The organism is Actinoallomurus purpureus (assembly GCF_024055795.1).
Taxonomy (GTDB): Bacteria; Actinomycetota; Actinomycetes; order Streptosporangiales; family Streptosporangiaceae; genus Actinoallomurus; species Actinoallomurus purpureus.
In genome coordinates this window covers 253928-278635 of record NZ_JAMXMY010000002.1, presented here as the reverse complement: position 1 = coordinate 278635, position 24708 = coordinate 253928, and the positions used below count along the sequence as shown (strand labels likewise).

Annotated in this window: 24 protein-coding genes and 2 tRNA genes; 10 read left to right on the top strand and 16 right to left on the bottom strand. The window is 68.2% G+C overall.

From position 1 onward, the window contains the following. Positions 1–71: 71 nt before the first annotated feature. Positions 72–1076 (bottom strand): hypothetical protein, encoded by a 1005-nt coding sequence (locus NE236_RS05950; protein ID WP_252840783.1) that lies wholly within the window; start codon positions 1074–1076, stop codon positions 72–74. 162 nt (positions 1077–1238) lie between these two features. On the opposite strand from NE236_RS05950, the gene NE236_RS05945 reads away from it, so the two are divergent. Further along, complete coding sequence (locus tag NE236_RS05945) at positions 1239–2294, top strand: adenosine deaminase (protein ID WP_252840782.1); 1056 nt, start codon at positions 1239–1241, stop codon at positions 2292–2294. A gap of 9 nt (positions 2295–2303) precedes the next feature. Further along, positions 2304–3224, top strand: a complete 921-nt coding sequence (locus NE236_RS05940; RefSeq protein ID WP_252840781.1) for a GNAT family N-acetyltransferase — start codon at positions 2304–2306, stop codon at positions 3222–3224. Between the two features lie 112 nt (positions 3225–3336). Here the strand turns inward: NE236_RS05940 and NE236_RS05935 are convergent, their stop codons facing one another. From NE236_RS05935 to NE236_RS05905, 7 genes are all read right to left on the bottom strand, one after another. Next, the gene (locus NE236_RS05935) at positions 3337–4410 is read right to left on the bottom strand and encodes a UDP-N-acetylmuramate dehydrogenase (protein ID WP_252840780.1); all 1074 of its coding nucleotides are present in this window, start codon (positions 4408–4410) and stop codon (positions 3337–3339) included. Further along, on the bottom strand, positions 4410–4835 hold the full coding sequence (locus tag NE236_RS05930; protein WP_252840778.1) for a MaoC family dehydratase: 426 nt from the start codon (positions 4833–4835) through the stop codon (positions 4410–4412). The genes NE236_RS05935 and NE236_RS05930 overlap by 1 nt, the downstream gene beginning before the upstream one ends. 1 nt (position 4836) lies before the next feature. Continuing rightward, positions 4837–5274 (bottom strand): MaoC family dehydratase N-terminal domain-containing protein, encoded by a 438-nt coding sequence (locus tag NE236_RS05925; protein WP_252840777.1) that lies wholly within the window; start codon positions 5272–5274, stop codon positions 4837–4839. A 149-nt stretch (positions 5275–5423) separates the two neighbouring features. Then, on the bottom strand, positions 5424–5588 hold the full coding sequence (gene rpmG / locus NE236_RS05920) for a 50S ribosomal protein L33 (protein ID WP_252780260.1): 165 nt from the start codon (positions 5586–5588) through the stop codon (positions 5424–5426). 74 nt (positions 5589–5662) lie between these two features. Then, a tRNA-Met gene (locus tag NE236_RS05915) sits at positions 5663–5739 on the bottom strand. A 100-nt stretch (positions 5740–5839) separates the two neighbouring features. Next, positions 5840–5915 (bottom strand) — tRNA-Thr (locus NE236_RS05910). Positions 5916–6308: 393 nt separating this feature from the next. Further along, positions 6309–7436 (bottom strand): acyl-CoA dehydrogenase family protein, encoded by a 1128-nt coding sequence (locus NE236_RS05905; protein WP_252840776.1) that lies wholly within the window; start codon positions 7434–7436, stop codon positions 6309–6311. Between the two features lie 138 nt (positions 7437–7574). Here NE236_RS05905 and NE236_RS05900 point away from each other — a divergent pair, with 138 nt between their 5' ends. Further along, complete coding sequence (locus NE236_RS05900) at positions 7575–8480, top strand: amidohydrolase family protein (protein ID WP_252840775.1); 906 nt, start codon at positions 7575–7577, stop codon at positions 8478–8480. A gap of 49 nt (positions 8481–8529) precedes the next feature. Here the strand turns inward: NE236_RS05900 and NE236_RS05895 are convergent, their stop codons facing one another. Both NE236_RS05895 and NE236_RS05890 read right to left on the bottom strand, forming a co-directional pair. Next, positions 8530–9801, bottom strand: coding sequence for an alpha/beta hydrolase family protein (locus NE236_RS05895; protein WP_252840774.1), 1272 nt, complete (start codon positions 9799–9801; stop codon positions 8530–8532). 147 nt (positions 9802–9948) lie between these two features. Next, positions 9949–10467, bottom strand: coding sequence for a GNAT family N-acetyltransferase (locus NE236_RS05890; protein WP_252840773.1), 519 nt, complete (start codon positions 10465–10467; stop codon positions 9949–9951). A gap of 1406 nt (positions 10468–11873) precedes the next feature. On the opposite strand from NE236_RS05890, the gene NE236_RS05885 reads away from it, so the two are divergent. The 3 genes from NE236_RS05885 to NE236_RS05875 all read left to right on the top strand — a co-directional run bounded on the left by NE236_RS05885 (position 11874) and on the right by NE236_RS05875 (position 14838). After that, positions 11874–12236 (top strand): hypothetical protein, encoded by a 363-nt coding sequence (locus tag NE236_RS05885; protein WP_252840772.1) that lies wholly within the window; start codon positions 11874–11876, stop codon positions 12234–12236. Positions 12237–12341: 105 nt separating this feature from the next. Continuing rightward, positions 12342–12746: a site-specific integrase gene (locus NE236_RS05880; RefSeq protein WP_252840771.1), complete on the top strand. Its 405-nt coding sequence runs from the start codon at positions 12342–12344 to the stop codon at positions 12744–12746. A 1279-nt stretch (positions 12747–14025) separates the two neighbouring features. After that, on the top strand, positions 14026–14838 hold the full coding sequence (locus NE236_RS05875; RefSeq protein ID WP_252840770.1) for a DUF7019 family protein: 813 nt from the start codon (positions 14026–14028) through the stop codon (positions 14836–14838). A gap of 359 nt (positions 14839–15197) precedes the next feature. On the opposite strand, the gene NE236_RS44980 is transcribed toward NE236_RS05875, so the two are convergent. Together NE236_RS44980 and NE236_RS05870 are read right to left on the bottom strand one after the other, a co-directional pair. Then, positions 15198–15599 (bottom strand): SRPBCC family protein, encoded by a 402-nt coding sequence (locus NE236_RS44980; RefSeq protein ID WP_372494251.1) that lies wholly within the window; start codon positions 15597–15599, stop codon positions 15198–15200. Positions 15600–16018: 419 nt separating this feature from the next. Beyond that, a complete protein-coding gene (locus NE236_RS05870; RefSeq protein ID WP_252840769.1) occupies positions 16019–16261 on the bottom strand; it encodes a hypothetical protein in 243 nt (80 codons plus the stop codon). Positions 16262–16428: 167 nt separating this feature from the next. Here NE236_RS05870 and NE236_RS05865 point away from each other — a divergent pair, with 167 nt between their 5' ends. Next, on the top strand, positions 16429–16791 hold the full coding sequence (locus NE236_RS05865; RefSeq protein ID WP_252840768.1) for a hypothetical protein: 363 nt from the start codon (positions 16429–16431) through the stop codon (positions 16789–16791). Positions 16792–16970: 179 nt separating this feature from the next. On the opposite strand, the gene NE236_RS05860 is transcribed toward NE236_RS05865, so the two are convergent. Then, positions 16971–18131 carry a type III PLP-dependent enzyme gene (locus NE236_RS05860; protein ID WP_252840767.1) on the bottom strand — a complete coding sequence of 387 codons (1161 nt, stop codon included), beginning with the start codon at positions 18129–18131 and terminating at the stop codon, positions 16971–16973. Positions 18132–18189: 58 nt separating this feature from the next. Between NE236_RS05860 and NE236_RS05855 the strand changes: the two genes are divergently transcribed. The 3 genes from NE236_RS05855 to NE236_RS05845 are packed head-to-tail and all read left to right on the top strand — an operon-like array spanning position 18190 to position 21193. After that, positions 18190–19647, top strand: a complete 1458-nt coding sequence (locus NE236_RS05855; RefSeq protein WP_308209052.1) for a replication initiator — start codon at positions 18190–18192, stop codon at positions 19645–19647. Continuing rightward, positions 19644–19835: a helix-turn-helix transcriptional regulator gene (locus tag NE236_RS05850; protein ID WP_252840766.1), complete on the top strand. Its 192-nt coding sequence runs from the start codon at positions 19644–19646 to the stop codon at positions 19833–19835. The genes NE236_RS05855 and NE236_RS05850 overlap by 4 nt, the downstream gene beginning before the upstream one ends. Continuing rightward, positions 19832–21193, top strand: coding sequence for a tyrosine-type recombinase/integrase (locus NE236_RS05845; RefSeq protein ID WP_252840765.1), 1362 nt, complete (start codon positions 19832–19834; stop codon positions 21191–21193). The genes NE236_RS05850 and NE236_RS05845 overlap by 4 nt, the downstream gene beginning before the upstream one ends. 383 nt (positions 21194–21576) lie before the next feature. Here NE236_RS05845 and NE236_RS05840 read toward each other — a convergent pair whose 3' ends face one another. From NE236_RS05840 to NE236_RS05830, 3 genes are all read right to left on the bottom strand, one after another. Continuing rightward, a complete protein-coding gene (locus tag NE236_RS05840; RefSeq protein ID WP_252840764.1) occupies positions 21577–21957 on the bottom strand; it encodes a hypothetical protein in 381 nt (126 codons plus the stop codon). 591 nt (positions 21958–22548) lie between these two features. Beyond that, positions 22549–23028 carry an NUDIX domain-containing protein gene (locus NE236_RS05835; RefSeq protein ID WP_252840763.1) on the bottom strand — a complete coding sequence of 160 codons (480 nt, stop codon included), beginning with the start codon at positions 23026–23028 and terminating at the stop codon, positions 22549–22551. A 23-nt stretch (positions 23029–23051) separates the two neighbouring features. Next, positions 23052–24272, bottom strand: a complete 1221-nt coding sequence (locus NE236_RS05830) for a helix-turn-helix domain-containing protein (RefSeq protein WP_252840762.1) — start codon at positions 24270–24272, stop codon at positions 23052–23054. Between the last annotated feature and the right edge of the window lie 436 nt (positions 24273–24708).

Below are 24708 nucleotides of genomic sequence, written 5' to 3'. Positions count from 1 at the left end.
GTCCGTCATACGCCCGATTTATGTCGATCGGCCGCGGGTGGCCCACCGCGCAGGGCCACCCGCGCCGAGCCTCAGGGAAGCTGCCGCAGCTGCGTGGCGATCGCCGGGAGCTGACCCGCGTACTCGGGGCTACCGGTCAGGTAGATCGCGTAGCCCTTGTCCGAGATCCACAGCATGCCCGTGTTGAGCGGACTCTGCCACGTCTGGGTGGCCCCGGTGGAGACCAGGCCGCCCTCGGGCAGCTTCAGCTCGGTGGCCAGCTCCTTGGCCGTGACCTGCGGCGAGGTGTTCAGACGCTCGACCGTGAGGGACTTGCCACCCGTGGCCGCGAACTTCTGGACGACCGTGCAGATCGTGCCGCTCTGAATGGTGATCGAGTGGCTGTGGGTGGCGGCGAGGTGCAGGCCCGTGGGCAGCGTGACGTCCTTCGCCTTGGAGTGCTCGGTCTTGATGACGGCCGGCACCGAGGAGCAGTCCGGGAGCTTCGCCTCGGGCACCTTGACCTTCGGCAGACCCGGCTTCGCCGCCGGGGCGGTGGACTCCGTGGTGCCCTGGCCGGCCTGGGCCACGCCGGGGGCGCAGGTCGGCAGGTTCGCCGGGAGCTTGGCCTTGTCGGTGGGGAGGGTCGCCGGGACCTTCGCCTTGTCCGTCGGCAGGTTCGCCGGGACCTTGGCCTTGTCGGTGGGCAGGCTCGCCGGGAGCTTGGCCTTGTCCGTCGGCAGGTTCGCCGGGACCTTGGCCTTGTCGGTGGGCAGGCTCGGCTTCTCACCGGTGTTCGGCAGCCCGGCCTTGGGGAGCTTGTCCTTCGGCAGCCCGGCCTTGGGCACCTCGCCCTTCGGCAGCTTGTCCTTGGGAAGCCCGGCCTTGGGAAGCTTGTCCTTCGGCAGGCTCACGCAGGTCGGCGCGGCGGTGGGGACCGAACCGGCGGCCTGCCCGACGACCTTCTTCGCGCTGTCCGCGACCGGCTTGGCGGACGGCGCCGGGGAGTTGCTGCTGACCGTCGCGTACGCGACGCCGCCGGCGGTGATGGCGCCCACGGCACCGGTGGCCAGAAGCGCCAGCTTGAGGTTGATCACGTTAATCCCTTTCAGCGCGGTTTGACTCTCGCGCCCCTCATATACGCGTGGGCCCCACGGGGGGTTGCACGGCTTCTCAAAGTTTTTTCTCCGGAGTGCGCGCGGATGCCGTTCGGGGGAGGTCGCCGCATGCTCGACCAGGGGATACGGCAAGATCGGTGCATGGAGGCCCGTCCCATCACCGCTCTGCCCAAGGCCCATCTGCACGTGCACTTCACCGGCTCGATGCGCCATGACACGCTCGTCGACCTCGCCCGCAAGCACCGCGTGCACCTGCCCGACGCCCTCGTCGAGGAATGGCCTCCCCGGCTGCGCGCCACGGACGAACGCGGCTGGTTCCGGTTCCAGCGGCTGTACGACATCGCCCGTTCGGTGCTGCGCGACGAGGACGACGTACGGCGGCTGGTGCGCGAGGCGGCCGAGGACGAGGCGGCGGAGGGCTCCGGCTGGTTGGAGATCCAGGTGGACCCGAGCGGGTACGGCGGCCGGTTCGGCGGGGTGACGACCTTCACCGACCTGGTGATGGACGCGACCTCGGAGGCCGCCGACGCGACCGGGGTCGGCATCGGCGTCATCATCGCCGCCAACCGCACCCGGCATCCCCTCGACGCACGGACGCTGGCGCGGCTCGCCGCCCAGTACGCCGGGCGTGGGGTCGTCGGGTTCGGGCTGTCCAACGACGAACGGCGCGGCCGGGCCTACGACTTCGAGCGGGCGTTCGCGATCGCCAAGCGGGCCGGTCTGCTGTCCGTCCCGCACGGCGGTGAACTGCTCGGCCCGGCGAGCGTACGGGCCTGCCTCGACGCGCTACGGGCCGACCGCATCGGGCACGGTGTGCGCGTCGTCGAGGATCCGGCCCTCACCGACACCCTCGCGGCACGCGGCGTGACCCTGGAGGTGTGCCCGTCGTCCAACGTCAGCCTCGGCGTCTACACGGCGCCCGGCAAGGTCCCCGTACGCCGTCTCTTCGAGGCGGGCGTGCCGATCGCGCTGGGCGCCGACGACCCGCTGCTGTTCGGGTCGCGGCTGACCCGTCAGTACGAGCTGGCGCGACGGGAGCACGGCTTCACCGATGAGGAGCTCGCCGAGCTGGCGCGCTGCTCGGTCCGGGGCTCGGCCGCACCCCCCGAGACGCAGAAACGGCTCCTCGACGGCGTGGACGCCTGGCTGAGGACACCTCCCGGAACCGACCGCACGGCGACGGACGAAATGGAATGATCGGACACCGTGATCATCCGTACCGCCAGGGCCGAAGAGGCCGCACGGCTGGCACCGTACCTTCCCGTCACCCACGCCGTCCTCGACGGTGACCGGCTGACCGGCGGACTGAGCCTCATCGAGACCCGGCCCGGGGTCCGGGATCTGAGCATCTGGGTGATACCCGAGGAACGCCGGCGCGGCGTCGCGAGCAAGGCCGTACGGACGCTGACCGAGCAGGCAGATGGGCGGCTGGAGATGGTCACCGACGTGGCCGACGTCGTGTCTCAACGCGTCGCGCTGAACGCCGGGTTCACCCGCGAGGCCGTCCGCCGGGGCAGCGGGCCGGCGGCGGGCGGGCGGCCGGACGAGATCGTCTGGGCGTGGCTGCCGGGCGACCCGCCCGGCCCGGCCGCACGGCTGTTCCCCGACCTGGCGGGCGGCGAGTTGCGCGACGGCGAGGTGAGCGTGCGGCCCCAGGGCCCGGCCGACGTCGACGACCTGCTCGCGCTCATGAACCTGCCGGACGTCCGTGCCCGGGCGGCCTCCTCGCACGAGCGGTCGCGGGCGGAGGTGGCGCGGCGCTGCGAGCACGCCGCGAGCGAGTGGCTGGCGGGCAACCGCGCCGACTTCACGATCCGGGTGAACGGTGAGTTCGCCGGCGACATCGGCCTGTACAACGAGGTCTGGAGCCGGTCGGCGATGCTCGGCTACAGCATGCTGCCGGCGTTCCGCCGCCAGGGCGTCGTGACCCGCGCCGTACGCCTGGTCAGCGCCTGGGCGTTCGAGATCGGCGTCCAGCGGCTCGCCGCGGGGACCGCGCCGGACAACACGGCGTCGCAGCGGGTGCTGGAGAAGGCCGGATTCATCCGCGAGGGGGTGCAGTGGTCACGCATGGACGGCCCGGACGGCACCCGCGTCGACGACGTGGTGTACGTCCTGCTCCCGTGAGCGTTCGAGCGTAGGGCTCGGCGAACGAGGTCTCTCAGGCACGGAGCGCGGCCTTCCTCCGGCTCTGGGAAGGCGATCCCCGAGCTTTCCGTACGCGCCAGGAACGGTGCCGTCAGAGACGGACGCCGACGAAGACGGGTTCGTTGACGAGCGTGACGCCGAAGGCGACGCGGACGCCGTCACGGACCTCACGGGCCAGGGCGAGGAGGTCCTCGGTGCGCCCGCCGTCGGCGTTGGTCAGCGCCAGGGTGTGCTTGGTCGAGATGCGGACCGGGCCCCGGCCGTGCCCCTTGGTGAAACCTGCCTTGTCGATCAGCCAGGCGGCCGAGGTCTTCGTACGCCCGTCCGGCTCCGGGTAGCGCGGGAAGGCGGCGCCGGCGCCGAGCCGGTCGGCGACGTGCTTCTCCAGGTCGGTGACCTGGTCCGGATCCAGAATCGGGTTGGTGAAGAACGACCCCGCGCTCCGCGTGTCCGGGTCGGCGGGGTCGAGGACCATGCCCTTGCCCCGGCGAAGGCCGAGGACGGCCTCGCGGGCCGCGCGCAGCGGCACCCGCTCGCCCGGTTCCACCCCGAGCGTCCGTGCCAGTTCGGCGTACCGGACCGGCGCGGACAGGTCGGCCCGCTCGAGCGCGAACGTCACCTCGAGCACCACGTGCCGGTCGGCGCCCTTGAAGGCGCTGCTGCGGTAGCCGAACCGGCAGGCGTCCCGGTCGAGGACGACGACCTCGCCGCGTTCCCGGTCGTAGGCACGGACCTCGACGATCGTCTCGCTGACGTCCTGGCCGTACGCCCCGACGTTCTGGATCGGGGTGGCTCCGAGCAGGCCGGGGATGCCCGACAGGCACTCGACCCCGGATAGCCCCTCCTCGACGCACCGGGCGACGAACGGGTCCCACTCCTCCCCCGCCCGGGCTCGTACGAGCACGCGGCCGTCGCCGGATCCGCCCGGAGCCACGGTGATTCCGCGCGTGGCGATGTGCACCGCCGTACCGGGAAAGCCCGCGTCGGCGACGACGAGGTTGCTGCCGCCGCCGAGGACGAGCGTCGGATCGCCCTCCCGGTCGGCACGGCGGACGGTGTCGACGAGCTCGTCGTCGGTCGTGGCCTCGACGAAGCACCGCGCGGGGCCGCCCAGCCGCAGCGTGGTGTAGCCCGCGAGGTCGACCTGCTCGCAGCGGACCGCCATCAGGCGAGACGGACCGTGGCCTTGGCGCGGGTGAGGACCTTCTGGCCGCCCGAGCGGGCGGTCAGCGCCACCACGACCGCGTTGTCGTCGAGCTTGTCCTCGATCACACCGCTGATCTCGATCTCGGTGCCGCCGTCGTTGGGCACCACGACCATCGAGGAGAACCGGACGCCGTAGTCCAGGACCGCGCCGGGGTCGCCGACCCAGTCGGTGACGAACCGGCCGCCCTGGGCCATCGTGAACATGCCGTGCGCGATGACGTCGGGCAGGCCCACGGACGTGGCGAAGGCCTCGTTCCAGTGGATCGGGTTGAAGTCGCCGGACGCGCCGGCGTACTTCACCAGGTCGATGCGCTCGACCGGGTAGGTCTTGGCTGGAAGCTCCTGGCCGACCTCGACCTCGTCGTACTTCACCGTGGCGGTCATGTCAGGCACCTCGCTCGATGATGACGTTGTGGGCGGTGCAGACGTGCTCGCCGTCGACCGTCGTGATCACCGTCTGGAGGTCGAGGCGCTCGTTGCGCCCGATGGAGCGGATGCCGGCGATCGTCGACTCGGCGGTGACGAGATCGCCCGCGTGCAGCGGACGGCGGTATTCGAACCGCTGCTCGCCGTGGACGACCATCGCGTAGTTGAGGCCGAGCTCGGGGTCGGTCAGCGACGCGCCGCTGATCGAGATGACGATCGGGAAGGTCGGTGGCGCGATCACGTCCGGATGCCCGGCGGCCTTGGCCGCCTCTGGGTCACGGTAGATCGGGTTCAGGTCACCGATGGCGTCCGCGAACTCCCTGATCTTCAACCGGGTGACCTCGTACGGCTCCGACGGCGGGAAGGCCCGCCCGATGAAATCGCGGTTGAGCGCCATTCAATCCGTTCCTTCCCCGGGAATACCCACGTGCACGCCAGAAGACCGATGGCTGCGACGTTAACAGACGTGGTTCAGCCCGCCCCGGCGATGATGCCGGGACGGGCTGCGAACGTCAGGGAACGCCGGCCGGTGAGCCCGCTCCCGCCTCAGCGGGTCTCGCGGTGCGCCTGGTGCTTACGGCAGTTCGGGCAGTACTTCTTGAGCTCCAAGCGGTCCGGGTCGTTGCGCCGGTTCTTCCGCGTGATGTAGTTGCGGTGCTTGCACTCCTGGCAGGCCAGCGTGATCTTTGGCCGTACGTCGGTGGCAGCCACGATGGAGTGCCTTTCTGGTGAGGGACACTGGACAGCGACCTGCACCGATCACCTACGAGAGGTGACCGGCGAGGTGGTAGCGGAGGCCGGACTTGAACCGGCGACACAGCGATTATGAGCCGCTTGCTCTGCCTGACTGAGCTACTCCGCCGCGAGCGGTCGGGACGACCGGAGAAAAGGATACCGGACTCTCCGGACGCACCCGAACAGACGAAACCCGGCCCACTCTGGCGGACCGGGATATCGGCTGTTGGAGCCCCCTTACGGAATCGAACCGTAGACCTTCTCCTTACCATGGAGACGCTCTGCCGACTGAGCTAAGGGGGCGTGCGCCCTTCCGCGCTCCGTAACCATACACGCTGCGCGGCCCGGACACGAAATCGATTCCCCGCCCAGCTCCACGGCCCGTCGCACCCCTCCAGGACCCGTCGCCGTCCCGGCTCCCGGCCCGTCGCCGCCCCGCTCCATGGGTGGCCATCCCGCCCGCATACGCGGACTTCCGGCCTGGCCGTGCGACGCCCTGACCCGCCCGAGACGACGAGAGCTCGGGGCCGGCCCGGTGGCGTCCTCTCACGCGCCCACGCGCCCGAGCCGGTGCGCGGGGGCGCGCGGCACCCGCAGCCCGGCTGTGGGGTCCTGACCCGGCGGGCCGCCGGTTCACTCGGACGCGTGGCCGGGGGGCCGTCCGACGCGCTCGTTCTGGCCCGTGTTCGCCCGGCGTCAGCGGAGCAGTTCGCGAGCGATGACGATCTGCTGGATCTGGCTCGTCCCCTCGTAGATCCGGAACAGGCGCACATCGCGGTACAGCCGCTCGACGACGACGCCCCGCATGTAGCCCATGCCGCCGAAGACCTGGACGGCGCGGTCCGCGACACGGCCGGCCATCTCCGAGCAGAAGTACTTGGCACAGGAGGGGCCGAGCTTGCGGTCCTCCCCCGAGTCGTAGGCCTCCGCGGCCCGGAGCACCATCGAGCGGCCCGCGTACAGCTCGGCCTGGGAGTCGGCGATCAGTCCCTGGATCAGCTGGTGGTCCCCGATCCGCCGCCCGCCCTGGCGCCGATCCCTGGCGTACGCGACCGTCTCGTCGAGAAGGCGCTGCGCCACGCCCACGCAGACGGCGGCGATGTGCACCCGGCCGTGTGCCAGCGAGGCCATCGCGGTGCGGAACCCGGTGCCCTCCTCGCCGACCATCGCCGTCGCCGGGACCCGTACGCCGTCGAAGGACACCTCGGCGGTGTGGGCGCCGCGCTGGCCCATCTTCTCGTCGGACGGACCGACCGTGAGCCCGGACGTGCCCGCCTCGACGATGAACGTGGAGATCCCCCGCGATCCCTCGCCGCCGGTCCGGGCGAAGACCATGAACACGTCGGCCTCGGGCGCGTTGGTGATGAAGCGCTTCGTCCCGTCGATCACATAGTGATCTCGGTCACGCACCGCCTTCGTCGTCAGCACGCTGGGATCGGAGCCGGCCTCGGCCTCGGTCAGCGCGAACGCCGCGACGGCCCCGCCGGCGGCCAGACGGGGCAGCCAGCGGTCCCGCTGCTCGCCGGTTCCCGCCTTGACGAGGACCTGACCGGCGATGCCGTTGCTGGTGCCGAACATCGAGCGGAACGCCGGACTGGCGTAGCCGAGTTCGAACGCCAGCCGCACCTCCTCGCTCATCGACAGCCCGAGTCCGCCGTACGCCTCCGGCAGCGCGTAGCCGAACAGCCCCATGTCGGCGGCGGCCTGCCGGAGGTCGTCCGGGATGCGGTCCGTCGTCTCGATCTCGTCCTCGCGCGGGATCACCCGCTCCCGCACGAAGGTCCGTACGGCGTCGAGCACGTCTGCGAAGTCCTGGGCGTCCACGCGTCCTCCGATAACCGAATCGGATTCTTGGCCGGTGACACTGTAATCGGACACCATCCGATCCATCAGCCGTTGCTCCAGGAGACGGTGACGCGCTGACCCCTGGGTGAGGAGTGGCGTCCTGGGATGATCCGGGGCATGACCTCGCTCAGCGACCGGACGAGCGCACGGGCGCCGCGGGACGACGCGGACATCCCAGAGTTCTGGCGTTCACTCGGACTGCCAGGACTCATCGACGTCCATACGCACTTCATGCCGGGCAACGTGCTGGCCAAGGTCTGGGCGTACTTCGACCGGTTCGCCGAGACGGGGACGCCGTGGGAGGTGCGGTACCGCCACGACGAGGAGCGGCGGCTGCGCCTGCTGCGGGAGCTCGGCGTGCGGCGGTTCACCGCGATGCTCTATCCCCACCGTCCCGCGATGGCCGTCTGGCTCAACGGCTGGGCGGCCGACTTCGCCGCGCGCACCCCCGACTGCCTGCACACCGCGACGTTCTTCCCCGAACCGGCGGCGGGCGCGTACATCGCCGAGGCGATCGACGCCGGAGCACGGGTGTTCAAGGCACACGTCCAAGTCGGCGGGTACGACCCCCGCGATCCGCTCCTGGACCCCGTCTGGGGGCTGCTCGCGGAGTCGCGTACCCCGGTCGTCGTGCACTGCGGCTCCGGACCGGAGCCCGGCCGGCACACCGGCCCCGCCGTCTTCGCCGAGGTCCTCGCCCGCCATCCCCGGCTGATCGCCGTCATCGCGCACATGGGCATGCCCGAGTACGCGGAGTTCCTGGCGCTCGCCGAACGCCATCCGGACCTGCGCCTCGACACGACGATGGCGTTCACCGACTTCACTGAGGCCCTGCACCCGTGGCCCGCCGAGCTCACCGCCCGCCTGGCCGACCTGGAGGACCGCATCCTGCTCGGCACCGACTTCCCGAACATCCCGCACTCCTATGCCCACCAGCTCGCCGCGCTCGCACGGCTCGGCCTCGGGGACGACTGGCTGCGCGCCGTCTGCCACGACAACGCCGCCCGCCTGTTCGCCCGCTGAACCGTGGACGGCCGGTCGGCTTCGGAGAGCACCGTCGCCTCGTGGGGTGTCAGCGGACGAAAGTGATCTCGGGATACCGAGGTGAGGGACCGTCGAGCAGCCCGTCGTCCTTCCGGCGGAGCCAGCGGTCGAAGAAGGACGAGACATAGGCACGTTCGGCGACGATGGCGCGCGCCGGGTCGACCGTGCCGATGTCATCGCTGATCGTCTTCTCGGAGACGCGACCGCGCAGCTGCGGAAGGAGCGCCTCAGCGTCGGTGTACGAGCCGTGCCGGGAACCGGCCAGCGTCAGATCCGCCCGCCACCCGCGGCCGTGCGCCCAGAACGACCTCCACGAGGACTCGGTCCGGTGATCGCTTCCGTCCGTACCGGCGCTGCCCATGAGCAGGAACGGCCGGTCGAGACCGTGCGCCGCGACCGGTGACGGCTCGAGGTGGGCCGGATCATCGCCGAACCCGAGCGTGCCGTCCATATCGACGCCCGCCCTGATCCGGGAGTCCTCGTACATCGCCTGCGCGGCGGTGAAACCCCCGCCCGAGGCGCCCAGCATTCCGACCCGCTCGAGGTCCAGCGCCCTCGCCAGGTTCCGCGGAGGCCGGCGGTGCTCGGCGTCCGGCAGGCGCCCGGCGTGGAGGGCCCGCAACGCGTCGAGTACGAAACGGGTGTCCGCGACCCGCGCGGCGACGACCTGCTTCTGCAAGGGCACCAGCGTGCCGTCGCGCTGAGCCTCCGCGAGCCGTTCCGGCAGCACCGTACGGGCGATCCGGTGACCGGGGAACTCCACCGCCGAGGCCTCATAGGTGTGGTCGACGGCCACGACGACGTACCCGGCCGAGGCGAGCTGCTCGACCAGCGCGGTGTTCCACGTACGCGGATCGGCGACGCCCGGTGAGTACAGCACGACCGGGCGCGGGCCCGGTACGGCCGGGGCGCCCACGTACGCGTGCGTGCGCGTCGCCGCCCAGTCCACCGTGCCTGGATCGACGCCGTAGTTGGCGGCCCCGGCGAACGTGTCGAACCCCGCCGCGTCCCCGGCGGCCATCTGCGGCGCGACCCTCCGGCCGGTGACCCGCGAGGCGGGATAGAACACGCTGACCATGAGCTCCCGGCGTTCGGCCGGCCGCCACGGATCAGGCCGCGACCGATCGATCAGATGCAGGGACGTCGCGCCGACCGCGTACGGCCCCGTGGGCGGGGGAAGCCGGACCTTCGCCGGCCGCGTACTCGACGCGGTGCCGCCTGTCGACGCGGCGTGGGCGGTGTTCGTCAGAGCGGCCGACGCGAATGCGAGGGCGGCCGCCACCGAGATCGTCTTTCGCATGGCACCGACTATGCGCGCCGGACCCGCACACCCGCGTCACGCTCGGGAGCCACTCACCCCGTACCCCTGAGGTACCCGCCGCTCCTCCCCGCCGCACGGGTCAGCCGAGCTCCGCGGACCGGCCCGGCGCGATCCAGGTGGGCCGAGTTACCGCGTCGTCCTACGGCGCCATCGGATTTCTCCTTCGTGCCGTTCGGCGGTCGGGCTGAGCCCTGCAGCGGTGGCGACGGCGGCCGATGCCCGGTTGTCGGGATGGATGTGAGCGATGACGGTGTGCACGTGGCGGTCTCCGAGCCAGGCAACGAGTCCGGTGGCGGCTTCGGTGGCGATGCCCTGCCCTTGCCAGGGGGTTCCCACCACCCAGGCGACCTCCGCGATGGGCCCGGGCGGGGACGGGCTGATGGTGGCCTGGACCGTGCCCGCCAGGCAGGCCTCGTCGCGGAGCTGAATCACCCAGTTACACCAGGAGACGACCGGATCCGGCGAGCCCGCGACCAGGCGCGTGTACCGCGTGCGCAGAGCCTCCAGGGTGGCAGGGGTACCGCCGATGAAGGCGTGCAGAGCCGGATCGGCCAGGACGGTGGCCATCTCGTCGGCGTGCTCGATGCGCAGCGGCACGAGCGCCAGGCGCCCGGTGTGGATGGTCTCGGCGTTGAGTGTGGTCATGCTGCGGCCGACCTCCGCTGGGCTCCCCCGCAGGCGATCTCGCACGAACCCCACGCTACGCCTCGTGGGCATGGCCTACAGCGAACTGTCCGAGTGGCGCTTCGCCTGGGCGTGCCGACAGTAGGTGGGCAAGGAGCCCTGGCGCCTATCTCTGGTCTGCAGAACGCAGACCTGGCTGCCAGGTACAAAGAAAATGACCCAGAAGACGACGCACAACGTTCCGCCCAGGCCGAACTATCCGCCGCCCAGGCCGACCGTTCCGCCCAGGCCGAGCTATCCGCCGACCGGGCCGACCGTTCCGCCCAAGCCGAACTATCCGCCCACGGTGTGAGTAACAGGGTCTGACCGACGGCGAGGCCATTCGCCGCGGACTCCCAACCAAGGCGGCCCCCACAAGGGGCCGCCTTCCTATGTCCAACCGGCTCTGAGATGAAGTTCCGGCTGATCGACGCGGAAATGACCCACCATGGCGTCTCCGTGCCGGCTGGGTGCGGGGCTATTACGCCTGTCGTCGCTGGTGGTGCTTCGCGGTCATCGCGATCGGGACTCATCCCGCACATATCCCGCGCGCCCTGCTCTCCCCGTAGCTCGGGTTCCTCGATTGCTTCCGCAGCGTCGTTCCTAGTCGCTAGGGCGCAGCCTGTCGCGAGCGGCTCTCAGACGCTCAACGTAGTCGGGCCTGAACATATCGGGTAGCTGAGTCTCCAGGTTCGCAAGCAGTGCCGAGAGGGCATGCCACTCGCCCCGGTCGACGAAGAGTCCGGGGTGGTGCTCGATGTCCTGGTCGAGAATTAGGCGATGGGCAAAGTCGTACAGAACCAACGCCTGGTCCGGACTCAGCCGTACGGAGTATCCGCTACTCGTCACGTGGACCACGCTAACCCGATCTTGTGCAACCCGGCAGAGCTGCGATAGCAAACTTCTCCGCCTTCTGTCGCGCACTGGTCCGGAGTGCTCGTCCGCGCGAACGGCGAGACGGTGTGACAGACGGTTTCGCGTGGGTGAGTGCTCCGGCTCGCGGGGGCTGGGGGTCGCGAGGCCCTCGCTTCGGTCTCGCTAAACCGGCTCGGTCGGCCACCTGATGCCTCTTCGTCCCGAATTCTCGGCAGGACCATAGTCGGCGCCGACCCGCGCTGCTCCACAACGGAACGGCCGGCGGCGATAGCGGGCTGAAGACCGCTGGGTTACCGCCACTGAACCTCCATGCCGACGCAGGTTGCCTCGACGGGACAGATACCTAGCGCGTCTGACCAGTTCACCGCCACTTATCTGACTTTGCGTAACTATTTGACTACGCTGAGGGAGCGGTCGGCTAAGAACCAGTTCCCCGCTGACCACAGAGGCCGCCCCCTACCGGCGCCTGGCGCCGTCTCCTCATGGCGCCACGCCGGACCGAAAGGAGCAGCATGCAGGCATTCCAGACCGGCGAGATCCCCCACGGTTTCGCATTCACCGAAACCGGTGGACTCATCCACTACAAATACACCATCGTCCTGGCCGTCCCCATGGCCAACCAGAGCGGCTGGTCCGGCGACGGCTATATCAGCTTCGGCAGCGACTGGGCCGATGTGCGGCTCAGGGTCGCCATCCACGACGGCCAAACCTGGGCCACCGTCAAGACCATCAACATCACCGCCGGGGGGATCCGCGTCGGCGACCAGCTTCCTGCCTCGTCACAAAAGATCAGCATCGGCCGGGTGAAGACCGGCCCCAACGACACGGTGGACAACGCCCCAGCAAGCTGGCTGCTGCAATACCAGACCACCTAGCCACCCAGGCACGTCCCGGCAGCCGGTCCGGTTCCGTCCGGCAGGGCTGCCGGGACAGCGCCGCCGGCCCGACCAGGGAGAGTGCCGATGGGCCAAGGCTCGACCATGTCGACCGCCCCACTCGGAGGGCTCCTCCGCGATCACCTCAAGGAGTTCGGTTCCTCGCCCGGCGGTCGGGTGTTCATCGGCCCACGCGGCGGCATCCTCACCGACCGCGCATACCTCGCGGTCTTCCACGGCGCCCGCGCCGTCGCCTTCACCGACGAGGAGGCACCATCTCTCGTGGCCCAGCGCCCCCCGTACGACCTACGCCATGCCGCCGTCTCAACGTGGCTCAATGCGGGCGTCGCACCCCCGCAAATCGCGGAGTGGGCCGGCCATAGCGTGGACGTCCTGTTGCGGGCCTACGCCAAGTGCATTGCGGGACAGCAGGAGGAGGCCAAGCGGCGCATCCTCGCCGCTACACAAAGCGGCGTCACCGGGGACTTCGATAACGCCCTCGCGCGTTAGGACATCGCCGCCCCGTCTCGCACAGTTAGCCAGAGACAGACCGAACAAGTCTCGATCAAGCATCCGCCTTGAGGTGCACGCACAACGGTGCTGTAATCGATAGGGCTCGCTTTAGGCGGGCCGGGAGTAGGCATTGACAGCCTTACCCCATGAAGAAGCCCCCGCGCGCCCGGCAAGGCTTACCGCGAGGGCTTCAGCTGGTGGCCCCAGGCTCCCTCCTTTTAGCTGAGGGACCTGGGGTCGTCATCATGAAGCCAGCGAAGCAGTTCGATCAGTGCCCTCGCCGCTGTGGCGAAGAACTGAGCGCGTCGCCAAGGGTCTATCTCTGATGACATCCGGCGCTTACCGACCACCTGGCACCACCTCCGCGCAGCCCCACCCTAGGTAGGGCCGTTTGTCGCACCGGTCTGGCGACCGGCCAGCCAACCATCCCTCATCGGTCGACCGGCGCCGGGACGGCCGTTAAGGGACTCACATCGGTAATGCACTGGAAAGACCGTACCGCGACCGAATGTCGATGCGGCGGGCATCGGACCGAAATGTACATTTCGTACCTCAAGATCCGCTATCGATTTCTGATCCTTAGGTAGGGATACCTCCGCTTCAGGTAGAAAATTGATCACACGGGTGAAACAAATCTCAAGGACAGGCCCTCCTGTCGTTGCGATGGCGACATATTTGTCGGCATTCTGGCGACGTGCAGAGCAAGCGACTATCCCGCGAACATGACGCGAACGACGCCGGACCATGGGCGAGCGTCGATCTTCTGTCCGACCGGCGCTGGCGGGAAACCTACCCTCACGCCGACGAGGCCGACCGGTTCCTCCGGACAGCCGGTCACGTACTAGGACGCGCCCAAAGACTCGCCGAAGATCGAGAACCTCGCGACGACGACGATGAACTGACGGCCAAGGAAGTAGTGGCGGGCGTTGCCGCTCTGCATCTCCTACGAGAGCAGGTTGACGATCTAGAAGCTGATCTCCTCGACTACGCCAGGCGACTCGGCATCTCCTGGGAACGTCTCGCTCCGGCCATGGGGGTCTCCGACCGACGTGCCGCCCACAAGCGTGCCACCAGACTCTGGGGGCGCTTTCCAAGGCGACATGATCACTGGGAACCCTCTTAGTCGCTGTTGTAGCGGCTCGGGCCTGTACACCAGCATGTCGCCGTGGCCACCTCGCCGCGATCGCCATGGCGGTTCACCACACCCAGGTCGACCGCCCTGGCCAGTTCGGCGCACGCACCTACACCCACCTGCCGGAAGGGCTGCAAGCGCCGCATGGGCGGCCCTCGGAGCCGGTGCCCGCCACCAGATCACGCCCCGCATCGGCCGATCCTGGTCGCTGCGGCCAAGCGATCAACGCAGCTCGCCGGGTTGCGTGACGATAACCCCTATGGCGATGCGCTACTACGAGTACCTGTCCACCGCGAAGGTCGACATGCTGTACCCCCGGATCGACCAAACCTCCCGATCGGCTGGAGGCGAAGTCGGCTTCGACCTCAAGGTGATCAAAGCCAGTCGGAAGACCGACGGCACGAAGCAGCCAAACTCGCCGCCGTCGAGGACTGGATCTATGCCCATGAGACCGTAGGGAACATCGACGAGCCACGGGAATGGATCTACGGACGGATGCCGATGGCCGCCACCCTAATGACGCAGGCATGGGAGGCACCAACCCCGGAGCAGCGACGACAGTCAGCAGCCCTGTTCGCGGCCCGTTCAGACGCCGGCTCCCACCTCATCCTCGCGGGAGCTGCACGCCATCTGGTACTAGCGAACAACCTTCCCCAGGTCTCAGAACATGATCGGGATATGTTTAGCTCATCCATCACCCTGCTGATGCTCCTGCTGCAGAACTATCCCGAGTTGAGGGAAGCCGCGGCCAAAGGCGATGACAGCAGACGCGGTGCCAATCACTACCTTGGGTACCTCGCCCCTGCAGTCGAACTGCTGATGTCTGGAGACCTGGACGGGTACGTCTCGAAGCACGAGTTCGAGTTCCTTGCGAAGCGGGTGGTCACCGCAACAGCGGCAAGCGGGCAACCGCCGGCCACGCTGGCCACGCCGCTGTTCGTCGCCCTTGCCGACTAAGGCTAGATCTAGTTGATCACATCATCCACACGGGATACCTCTGCTTGCATCCGTTTACGATGACCGAGCCCTCTCACTGTGGCGCCGTCCGACTGGACCTGCCGAGACGCGGGTGCCGACACGCCCTGGTCGCTTCGCCGCGCGCTCGGACGTGATGGGCTCACGCTTAAAGAGACTCAGAAGTCCGGCTCTTCGTATCGACGCGGCACCTGTCTGGTCTTACGAGCGGTTCCTGGCCCCACCCGCGAGTTAGCGGTGGCCCCACGGTGTAGCCGGGCGGAGGGCTGATCGTGTCCCACCAGCAGATCGCGCTGATCTCCTGATCGAGGTGAAGGTAGCCACTGGTGGCGTGCGCGGTTTTAGTGCGGATCCTCGAGAACTCGCTTGAGCCTTGTGAGGTCGGCGGCCACGAGGCCCTCGTCGCGCGCGAATTCTTGATCGCTCATACCCGGAAGTCGACGCAGCGTGAAAACCACCTCACAACCGTCTCCGTCCGGTATCACCCGCATCGGGTTGTAGACGATCTCCCCAGAGGGCCACGTCACCTCATGATCGAGGACACCGTACTCATTGCGCGGAGCGAAGGACAGACCGACTCGGCCCTCCGAGGTCTCGACGAACCACCGTCCATCGACCTTCTCGACGGAGCTTCCGAGGCCAGGGGCCCATACCGGCAGGTTGATCGGATCCGAGGCGTAGTCGTAAACCTCATCCGCAGGCCGGGCGATCGACTCGCTGATGTGCCTAGATGCTGAAGCCATAGCGCCACCATGTCAGGTGCCACCGACATCCTGATCGCGGCAACCGGCGACCGTGCTCCACTAGGTGATCATCTACACAGAGGTGGGGCCAATTCTCAACTCGCCGAGTTCCCCTCCAAGATCGCTAAGTGGGGCCAACTCAAGCTCGTATCCGGGGCCAGGTGTCGTTAGTTGAATCAACCTGTCGGTAGCTCTGGCCTTCCACTGATCTTGGCCTCGCATCCATGCCTCGCCGACGCGCCAACTTGCTGGCCGCTGCTCGACCCAGGCGACGCGCGCTCGTCCATAAGCGCCGCGAGTGTGGTCGCGTTGAGCCGGTTTAGTAGGAGAGGGGCCTGGCGTCACGTTGCCAGGCCCCTTGCCTTGTTGCGCAGCGGCATGGCCCAGGGGAATCCCCTGTTTCATGCCGCGTCGCTGGTCTAGTCGAGTTCCCCACGGTAGTTCAGGACGTAGGTATCGCTGCCCTGAACATGATTGGGAAGCTGCCAGAACGCCCAGCGGAAGATGCCCTCGGGCGTCTCAGGCTTCTTGACGGTGAAGATCCTGTGAACGCTGCCCACGTCTTTCGGGCCGTGCGGGCCGCCTGCCTGCGCGGTGAGGATCACGAAGACCTTCACCTCCGTGGTCAGTACACCTGTCGTGTCCCGGTAGATGCTTGTCACGTCAGTCCCACCTGGTGCTCGACGGTACGGCGATCTAGCTGGGGGGGCATCGGTGTCGGTGGATGGCCCCTGTGGGGTGGTCCAGCGCGTTGCGTGACCATGCCCGCTCGGCACAGTCGGTCCCTGAACAGTGTGCGCAAGCACCGCCACAAACAGGGAGATCCTCAATGAGGAATTACGCTCGCAGGCCCATCGACACCGTGACCGTCGCCATCTGGGCCGTCGGTGTCGGGAGCGTCGCCATCGCGGGTTTCGTCGTCAACACGGCCTGCTCCATCGTCGTGAACGGCGATCCCATCAACATCGACAAACTCGTCGCCGTCTGCTTCATCGGCGTCTTTGTCGGCGCCGTCATCTCTACCGTGGGCGGCGTCATCATCCGTGCCGTCCTCGGCTACCGCTACAGCTTCCTCGACTACATCGTCGCAGGGAGCAGCGTGCTGGTCGGCACTGTCATCGGCGGTCTGCTGGGACTCACCGTCGGCTTCTGTATCGCCCTCGGTGGCATCCTCGCCAGCAGGGACGAGTGACCCGCCCGCAGGGGCCCGGCACGCCACCGGGCCCGTGTTCTTCTTTCCCATCGGCCAATGCCGGCTTGTCGGCAACGAAATGGGACTAGACGGGGCTGTCCGTCTGGTCCTGGATACAAGAGCCCCCGATGCCGCGTGTTGGCGGGTCGGGGGCTCTGGTCGTTGGCCGCGGGCTGGGTCTAGTGGTCGCTGAGGTAGTGGTGTCCTGGCTTGGGGTGCATCAGGAAGTCGTGGTGGGAGATGTTCCAGGCGTAGGCGCCGGCCATGGAGAACGCCACCACATCACCGATGGCAAGGCGGTCGGTCGGGACCTGGCGGGCGAACACGTCCTTGGGCGTGCAGAGCTGCCCGACCAGCGTGACGGGCTCGTCGTGGACGGCCGGGCCGCTGCTCCCCCGTGGGAGTACGACGAATGGGTGGTTGTGCTGCTTGGTGACCAGTGTGCGGATGTGCATCGTCCCGCCGCGCAGCACCGCGTACCACTGGCCGTGGGCCTTCTTGACGTCCAGGACCTCGGTGACGTACCAGCCGGCGTAGACGCTGACAGCGCGTCCGGGCTCGATCCGAAGCGTCTCCCCTGGTTGAGCCAGTGCTGCGACCTCGCGCGCGTAGCCGGCCCAGTCAAAGCGGCGTGTGGGGTCGGCGTAGTCGACGGCCATGCCGCCACCGAGGTTGATCTCCGGATCGGTGACTTCGGCCTTGGCGAGCCAGGGCCGCGCCCACTCCAAGATCTCCCGAGACTGGTTGACCATCGCCTCGGCGTCCAGCCCGGACGCCAAGTGCGCGTGAATCCCGCGCAAACGGACGTGCGGGTTGTGGGTGAGGATGTCGCGGCAGTCTTCGATGGTGTCGGGGTCCATGCCGAATGGTCCGGACATCGCCAGCGCGACGCCGGTCCGGTCGCCGGCCAGGTTCACCAGGAGCAGGATGTCGACCTGACGGTCGCGCTCGCGTGCCAGTGCGGCAAGGCGGGATAGCTCCTGCGGGGACTCCACGTGGATGCGCTCGACGCCCAACTCCAGGGCGAGCCTCAGTTCATCGACGGTCTTACCGGGGCCGCCGAACGCAAGCCGGGCGTCGGGCAGTACCTGACGGACGTGTACAAGCTCCCCACCCGAGGCCACCTCGATCCCGTCGACGTACGGGGTGAGGGTCCGCAAGATGGGCGCGTCCGGGTTTGCCTTGGCCGCGTAGAAGATCTCCGGGGCTCCGGGGACGGTCAGCGCCTGCCGGATGTCCGCAGCGTGCGAGGCAAGCGCGTCCAGGTCGTAGATGAAGGCCGGCAGGTTACCGGCGCCGGCCAAGTGTTCCGCGTGCTTGCGCACGGGTTCGGTGATCACGCTCTGGTTCTCCTTCGGCTGTTCAGGCGAGCGGAAAGTCAGTCTCGATGATCAGGTAGTGAGCCGGCGTGACCGTGGCGGTCACCTCCACTGCGGTCCCGTCCGCGGTGCGCCCCAGCCGCTGGTCCTCCGGGACATCGCCCGCCGGGCCACCTCCCCCGACTACCAGCGCTGGACCGCACAGATCCGCAAGACCGGCGGCTGCGCCCAGCCGATCCACCTGCGCGGGCGCGTCGACTACCGCGACCCACTCACCGGCGCCCTTCTCCACCGCTACTCCACCGCGAATGAGCCGGACGGTGTGCTGCGGGTGGCGTGCAAGACCCGTCGTGCCTCTCGCTGCCCCGCCTGTGCGGAGGTCTACCGGGCCGACACCTACCAACTCGTCCGCGCGGGCCTGGTCGGCGGCAAGGGCGTCCCCGACACCGTCACCGAGCATCCGTCGGCGTTCGTCACCTTGACCGCGCCCGGCTTCGGGCCGGTCCACGCCCGACAGGAAAAGGCCGGCAAGCTGCGACCGTGCCACCCTCGCCGGGACCTGGGGGACTGCCCCCACGGACGCTCGCAATCCTGCATGCAGCGGCACGGGGCCGACGATCCGCGGTTGGGTGAACCGCTCTGCCCGGACTGCTACGACTACACCGGCTCGGTCCTGTTCAACGCCCTCGCCCCCGAACTATGGCGGCGCTTCACCCTCGCCCTCCGTCGGCGACTCGCCAAGGCGGCGGGCCTGACCGTGGCCGAACTGCGGGCCGTGCTGGCCACCTCGTTCGCCAAGGTCGCCGAATACCAACGCCGGGGCGTCGTCCACTTCCACGCCGTCATCCGCCTCGACGGACCCGACGGCCCGACTACGTCCCCGCCGGCCTGGGCGACCGGTGACCTCCTCGACGACGCCGTCCACCATGCGGCCCGTGCAGTCACGGTCACCACACCAGAGAGCGAGGACGTTCCCGCCCGCACGCTGGTATGGGGCTCACAGGTCGACGTCCGGCCCATCACCACGACCGGCGAACTGACCGACCAAGCCGTAGCCGGCTACATCGCCAAATACGCCACCAAAGCCGCCGAATGCGTCGGCACCCTCGACCGGCGCATCCGCCCGACAGACGACCTCGATCGCCTCGACATCCGCGACCACGCACGCCGCTTGATCGCCGAGTGTCGACGCCTCGGCGCTCTCGACGAGATGGCCGACCTGCGGCTCGCCGACTGGGCGCACATGCTCGGCTTCCGAGGCCACTTCTCCACCAAGTCCCGCCGGTACTCCACCACTCTCGGCGCGCTCCGAGAGGCACGCATGGCCTTCAACCAGCGCGAACACGACATCACGACCGGCCGACTGCCCCTCTTCGACGAAGACCAGGTGCTCGTCGTCGCCCACTGGGACTACGTCGGACAAGGCCACACGCCCGGCGAAGCGTTCCTGACCGCCGCGCTCAGCGGCAAGCCACTACCCCCCTTCGACTCCAGCGGAGCGGGCGGAAGCCTGCCGGAACTCATGGAGGTCATGTGAGCAGACGAGATGAGCTGATGACCGTTCCCGAAATCCTCGCCGAACTCGGTGGGGTCTCCCGCCGGACGTTCTACCGGTGGCGCGAACTGGGCAACGCTCCCGCCGGTCTCAAGCTGCCCAACGGGGAGATCCGCATTTGGCGCAGCGAGCTCGCTTCCTGGCTTGAGACCCTGCGGGAGGCGGCGTGAAGTCGACCGATGTGAAGTTCTGGGACGTCCGCCGGAACAGGTCCAGCAAGACCGCCTCATATGAGGTCCGCTGGGTGGTCGCCGGTCGGCAGAAGTCCCGTACGCGCCGGACGAAGGCGCTCGCTGAGAGCTTCCTGTCCGACCTTCGGCAGGCGGCCAAGCGCGGGGAAGCCTTCGACACGGAGACCGGCCTGCCTGAGTCGATGATGAAGGCCAAGCAGGCGGCTACGTGGCTGGCGTTCGTCCTGGCCTACCTGGACGCGAAGTGGCCCCATGCCGCCGCCAAGTCCCGGGACGGGCTGACCGACTCCCTTGCGACCGTGACCCCGGCGCTTGTCACGGACCGGCCTGGTCGACCGGACAACGCCACGTTGTGGCGGGCGCTGCGGCACTTCCTCCTCTCCCCCACCGACAGGGACAAGGAACGCCCGACCGAGATCGCGTCAGCGATCCGCTGGCTTGAGCAGGCGTCCCTCCCGGTGAGTGCTCTCCGCGAGGCTCGGACCGTGCGGGCGGGCCTGGATGCGCTCGCGCTGCGGCTGGACGGAAAGCCGGCTGCGGCGGCCACCGTGGCGCGGAAACGGGCGATCTTCTACAACGTGCTTCAGTACGCGGTCGAGCTGGAAGAACTCGACTCGAACCCGATCGACCGCGTCCGCTGGAAGCCGATGAAGGTCGCCGAAGCGGTCGACCCTCGCGTGGTGATCAACCCAGGGCAGGCCAAGGAGCTGCTCGCAGCGGTGACGTACATCGGGAGTCGTGGTGGTGGGCGGCGGCTGATGGCGTTCTACGCCTGCATGTACTACGCGGCGCTTCGGCCGGCGGAGGCCGTGGCGCTCCGCAAGCAGGATTGCCACCTGCCCGAGCAAGGGTCGGGCAAGCTCATGCTCAGCGGCTCGCGTCCGGAGGTCAACACCCGGTGGACCGACAGCGGCTCGACGCACGAACAGCGTCAGCTCAAGCACCGTTCGCGGAAGGACGTCCGTGTGGTTCCGATCCCCCCGGTCCTGGTGGGCATCCTGCGGACGCACATCGCGGAGTTCGGGACGGCCGAGGATGGCCAGCTGTTCCAGAGCGAGCGGGGCAAGGTCGTCGGCTCGACGTCGTACGGGCGGGTGTGGGCCGACGCGCGGAACCTCGGACTCTCCCCGGAACTAGCCTCATCCCCGGTCGCTCGTCGGCCGTACGACCTTCGGCACGCGGCGGTGTCGCTGTGGCTCAACTCCGGGGTTCCGGCTACCGAGGTCGCGCGGCGGGCCGGTCACAGCGTTGATGTTCTGCTCAAGGTCTACGCCAAGTGCGTCGACGGCCAAGAGGAGATGGTCAACCGCCGTATCGAGGAGGCGCTAGGCGGCTGATCGTTCATTACCCTGGAGGGGCTGCGGGATCATCCCGTAGCCCCTTCTTCGCGTCTGGGGTGACCTGCGAGAACGCCCGGATTCTCATCCCGCGTATATCCCGCGACCACCGGCCGAGGACTGCTCCCGGTGGCATCCGGCTGCACATGTCGATCAAGAAACGAAATAGCCCCTGACCGCATCTCTGCTGGTCAGGGGCTATTCTTCCTGCTGTGGCGGGTCCAGGGTTCGAACCTGGGTAGGCTAAGCCGACGGATTTACAGGACGCCATGGATCTTGGCGCTACTCCCCCGCTGACCTGCACAGAGCCCCAATCAGCGCCCGCGATACGGTCGACGCATTCCGCGTATATTCCGCGACAGACGTGCGTTGCGCCGAAGTGCTCAGGGGAGGAGACCTTCGGCCCGGAGCTTGTTCGTCCACTCCAAGCGGAGAGCATCCAGGTTCGAGTAGTCGTACTCGATCTTGTCGAGACCAGCGTGCAGCCAAGCTAGCTGCTCATCGGTAGCCGTCTTCCAGAGGTATTCGAGTTGGCGTACAGCCGCTCGACGCCGGACGCGCTTGCGGGATTGCCCGAGCAACATCGGTAGGTTGTGGCACGCGTCAGCGATCGCACGGATGCGCTCATAGCCGTTCTTGGCGGGACCTTCGGGTTCGGTGGTGGCAGCGTTCCGCCCACGCGCGGCTATGTGGCGGATTTCAATGCAGGCTAGCCACAACAGGTGTGCGATCGCCTCTTCTGGTGAGGGCTGGGTACGGCCCACGTCGCCTCCGGGTGGTTCTGTGAGGCAAGCCATCCTCACAGCTCCCGCCTGCCTGGTCATCCCGTCTGCCGTCGGCCCACCCTCCGGGGAGCGGGCCAGGGCCCACGGGTCGGGGTGGAGCGCCCTACCGGACGAACGACCTCGACCCGTGGGCCCTGGTCTGCTCGGCTTGTCCTGGGGCGATGGCAGGCGGGATGACCAGGCTTCCACCTCAACCACCGACCAACCGGCACCGCCGGAGGTCCCCATCCCGGAGCCGGAAGCGCCCCCGCCGGAGGCGTTTGAACAGCCCCTCGTGATCTGGTGAGCGGGGCTGCCGTCTGATGCCGAAGGCACCCGTAGGGCGAGCGAATGCGAGTCTGCCGGCGGCCCTGCGCCCGTACCGCAAGAACGATCCGGAGCTGGTGACGCTGGAGGGAATCCGCGGTGGGTTCTTCGTCCGGTGGGCCGCCCGATCGGCACGGCCGGAGGGACCGGCGCCCACGCCGCACGCCCGTAGGGCGTGCGGGAGCGGGCGGCCTGCGGCGGCGCTTGCGCCGCCGCCTTGATCCAATACAGCGAAATTCGGCAGAGAATCGTGCTCGCGTCGCGTCAGAGCGCCTGGCTGGCGGGTTCGCCGTGTTCGAGGTAGCGGGTGCTGCCGTCTTGCCGGGCGGCGTGGCCGTGGATGATGCGGCGGGCCAGACGGGAAATCGTCAGCTCGTGCGCCTGGGCCACGTCGTGAAACTCATAGGCGGTCAGTTCGTCCGGTGCGAGCTGGATCTTGTCTCGGTACTCGGGGGCCAGTACGCCGCCGTCGAACAGGAACAGCAATTTGTCGCCCTCGGTCTGGTTGGGTGCCCAGTCGGTGACGAGTAGCCGTCCGATCGGCGGGCTGATGCCGAGTTCTTCGCGGACCTCACGGGCGGCGGCTTCGGTCGGCGTCTCACCGTGTTCGATGTAACCACCGGGGATGTCGCGGTAGTCCTTGTAGGAGGGCACTACCAAGAGGACGCGGTCTTGTTCGTCGAAGAACAGAACTCCGGCGGCGACACGGGGGCGGGCGAAGCTGTCTGCTGAGTCAGTCGTCACGGGACCGACTCTAGGAGATCGACTCAAAGGATCTTCATCCGTCGCGCGAGCTCGGCAAGCCTGCGGTCTCGCTTGCCGCTGGCGGTGGCGCGTAGGCGGAGCACGAGTTGGCGACTCATGACGTGTTCGTGTACCTGCTCGGGTGCCACGCGCTCGGCTCGTAGAAGTTCCTCGACGGCATCACCGATGAGGTTGCGGGAGAGGTAGGCGTTGACGACTTCGAGCGCATGACGGACACGTCGCTCAATCGGCAGCTTCCGGGTGTCGACGCTGGGGATCAGGTCCAGGGCTATCTGTACGTCGCCGAGAGACATCGCGGTCGCGACTCGGTGAATTCTGACGTTGGTCGGCCCGAAAGCTGTCCATAGGTGGTTGGTGTCCGCCCCGAGCAGCCTCGCCATGTCGTCTGCTTCTGCCAGGTACTCGCCTGCGGTGACGCGGTCGTTGGCGCGTGCGGCGGCGATGGCTCCGGGTAGGAGCATGGTTCCGTAGACGGAGATGATGCGGGGCTCGTGCGGGTCGAGATTCCGGCGTAGGTAGTCGGCGGCCCGTCGTGTCATGTCGCGGGCGTCTGCGGCGCGGCCGTCGCTGTGCAGCGAGTGGATCACCGATCGTAGGAGTGAGCCTGTCACTGCGGGATCGCCGGACCGTTCTGCGGCGGCAAGACCGCGCTGTGAGGCGATCCAGGCAAGATCGCCTTGTCCGAGCTTGGTCAGGATCATCGCGGCTGACTGGGTCGCCATGGCAAGGAGTCGCTCGGCGGTCTGGCGCTCGTGTCCGGAGTACTCTCCGGCGGCGAGCTGGATCTGAGTCAACAGTTCGGGGATACGCCGGAGCATCAGGCCGTACTGGGATGCCTGATACGCGGTCATGACCTCGTTGAGGTCCCGTTGCAGGTAATCGAGCGGAGGCGCTTGGTCGTCCTTCTCGATCGCCGATAGCAGCGGAGAGAGCTGCCGGTAGTCCATCAGTGCGGCTCGGACTTCGGCTACGCCGGGTGGCTCCTGGTGGCTCGTGGCCGCTTTCGGTTCTCCGATGAGGTCGTAGATCGTCACGTTGAGCGCGTCGGCCAGGGAACGGATCACCGAGAGTCGATCGAGTGGGGCGCGATCGTTCTCGATCTTGCTGAGCCAGTCCTCAGTACGGCCGACCAGTCCGGCGAGGACTTCTTGTGACATGCCACGGCGGAGCCGATGCCAGGCGACGCGCTGCCCAGGGCTTAGATCCTCCCGTCGCTCGGTCATGTTCTGCATTGTCTCCCAGACCCCGGAATTTCTTTCCGGGTTTCCGCTACCAGACCGCCATAGCTTTTCCCCACGTCACGACAGTCCATCTGGGCAAACCGCCCGAATCGGCCTCGGTGGAGGAGCCAAACGTGTCCGTGGAGAAGCCGGAACAGGAAAGCGACCAAGCGGCTGAGGCGTGCCTGTCATGTCGCGGTCGAGGCTGGAAGCTTCGGTCTTCTCGCGTGGATCTGTTCGTGCCGAGGACCTGGGCGGCGGATGCGGGTTCGGCGGTGGCCGACTGCACCGGCTGTGCGGGTTCGGGGCTGGCTGACGCGGCGTGATGAGCTGCGGGGCCGGTGACGTCGATCCGATCGGGTGACTCGTGGCCACCTCTCCCTTCCCCTGCCTTTTGGAGAGTGGAGATGTCCGTATCGAGTTCCGTCACCGGCCCCGC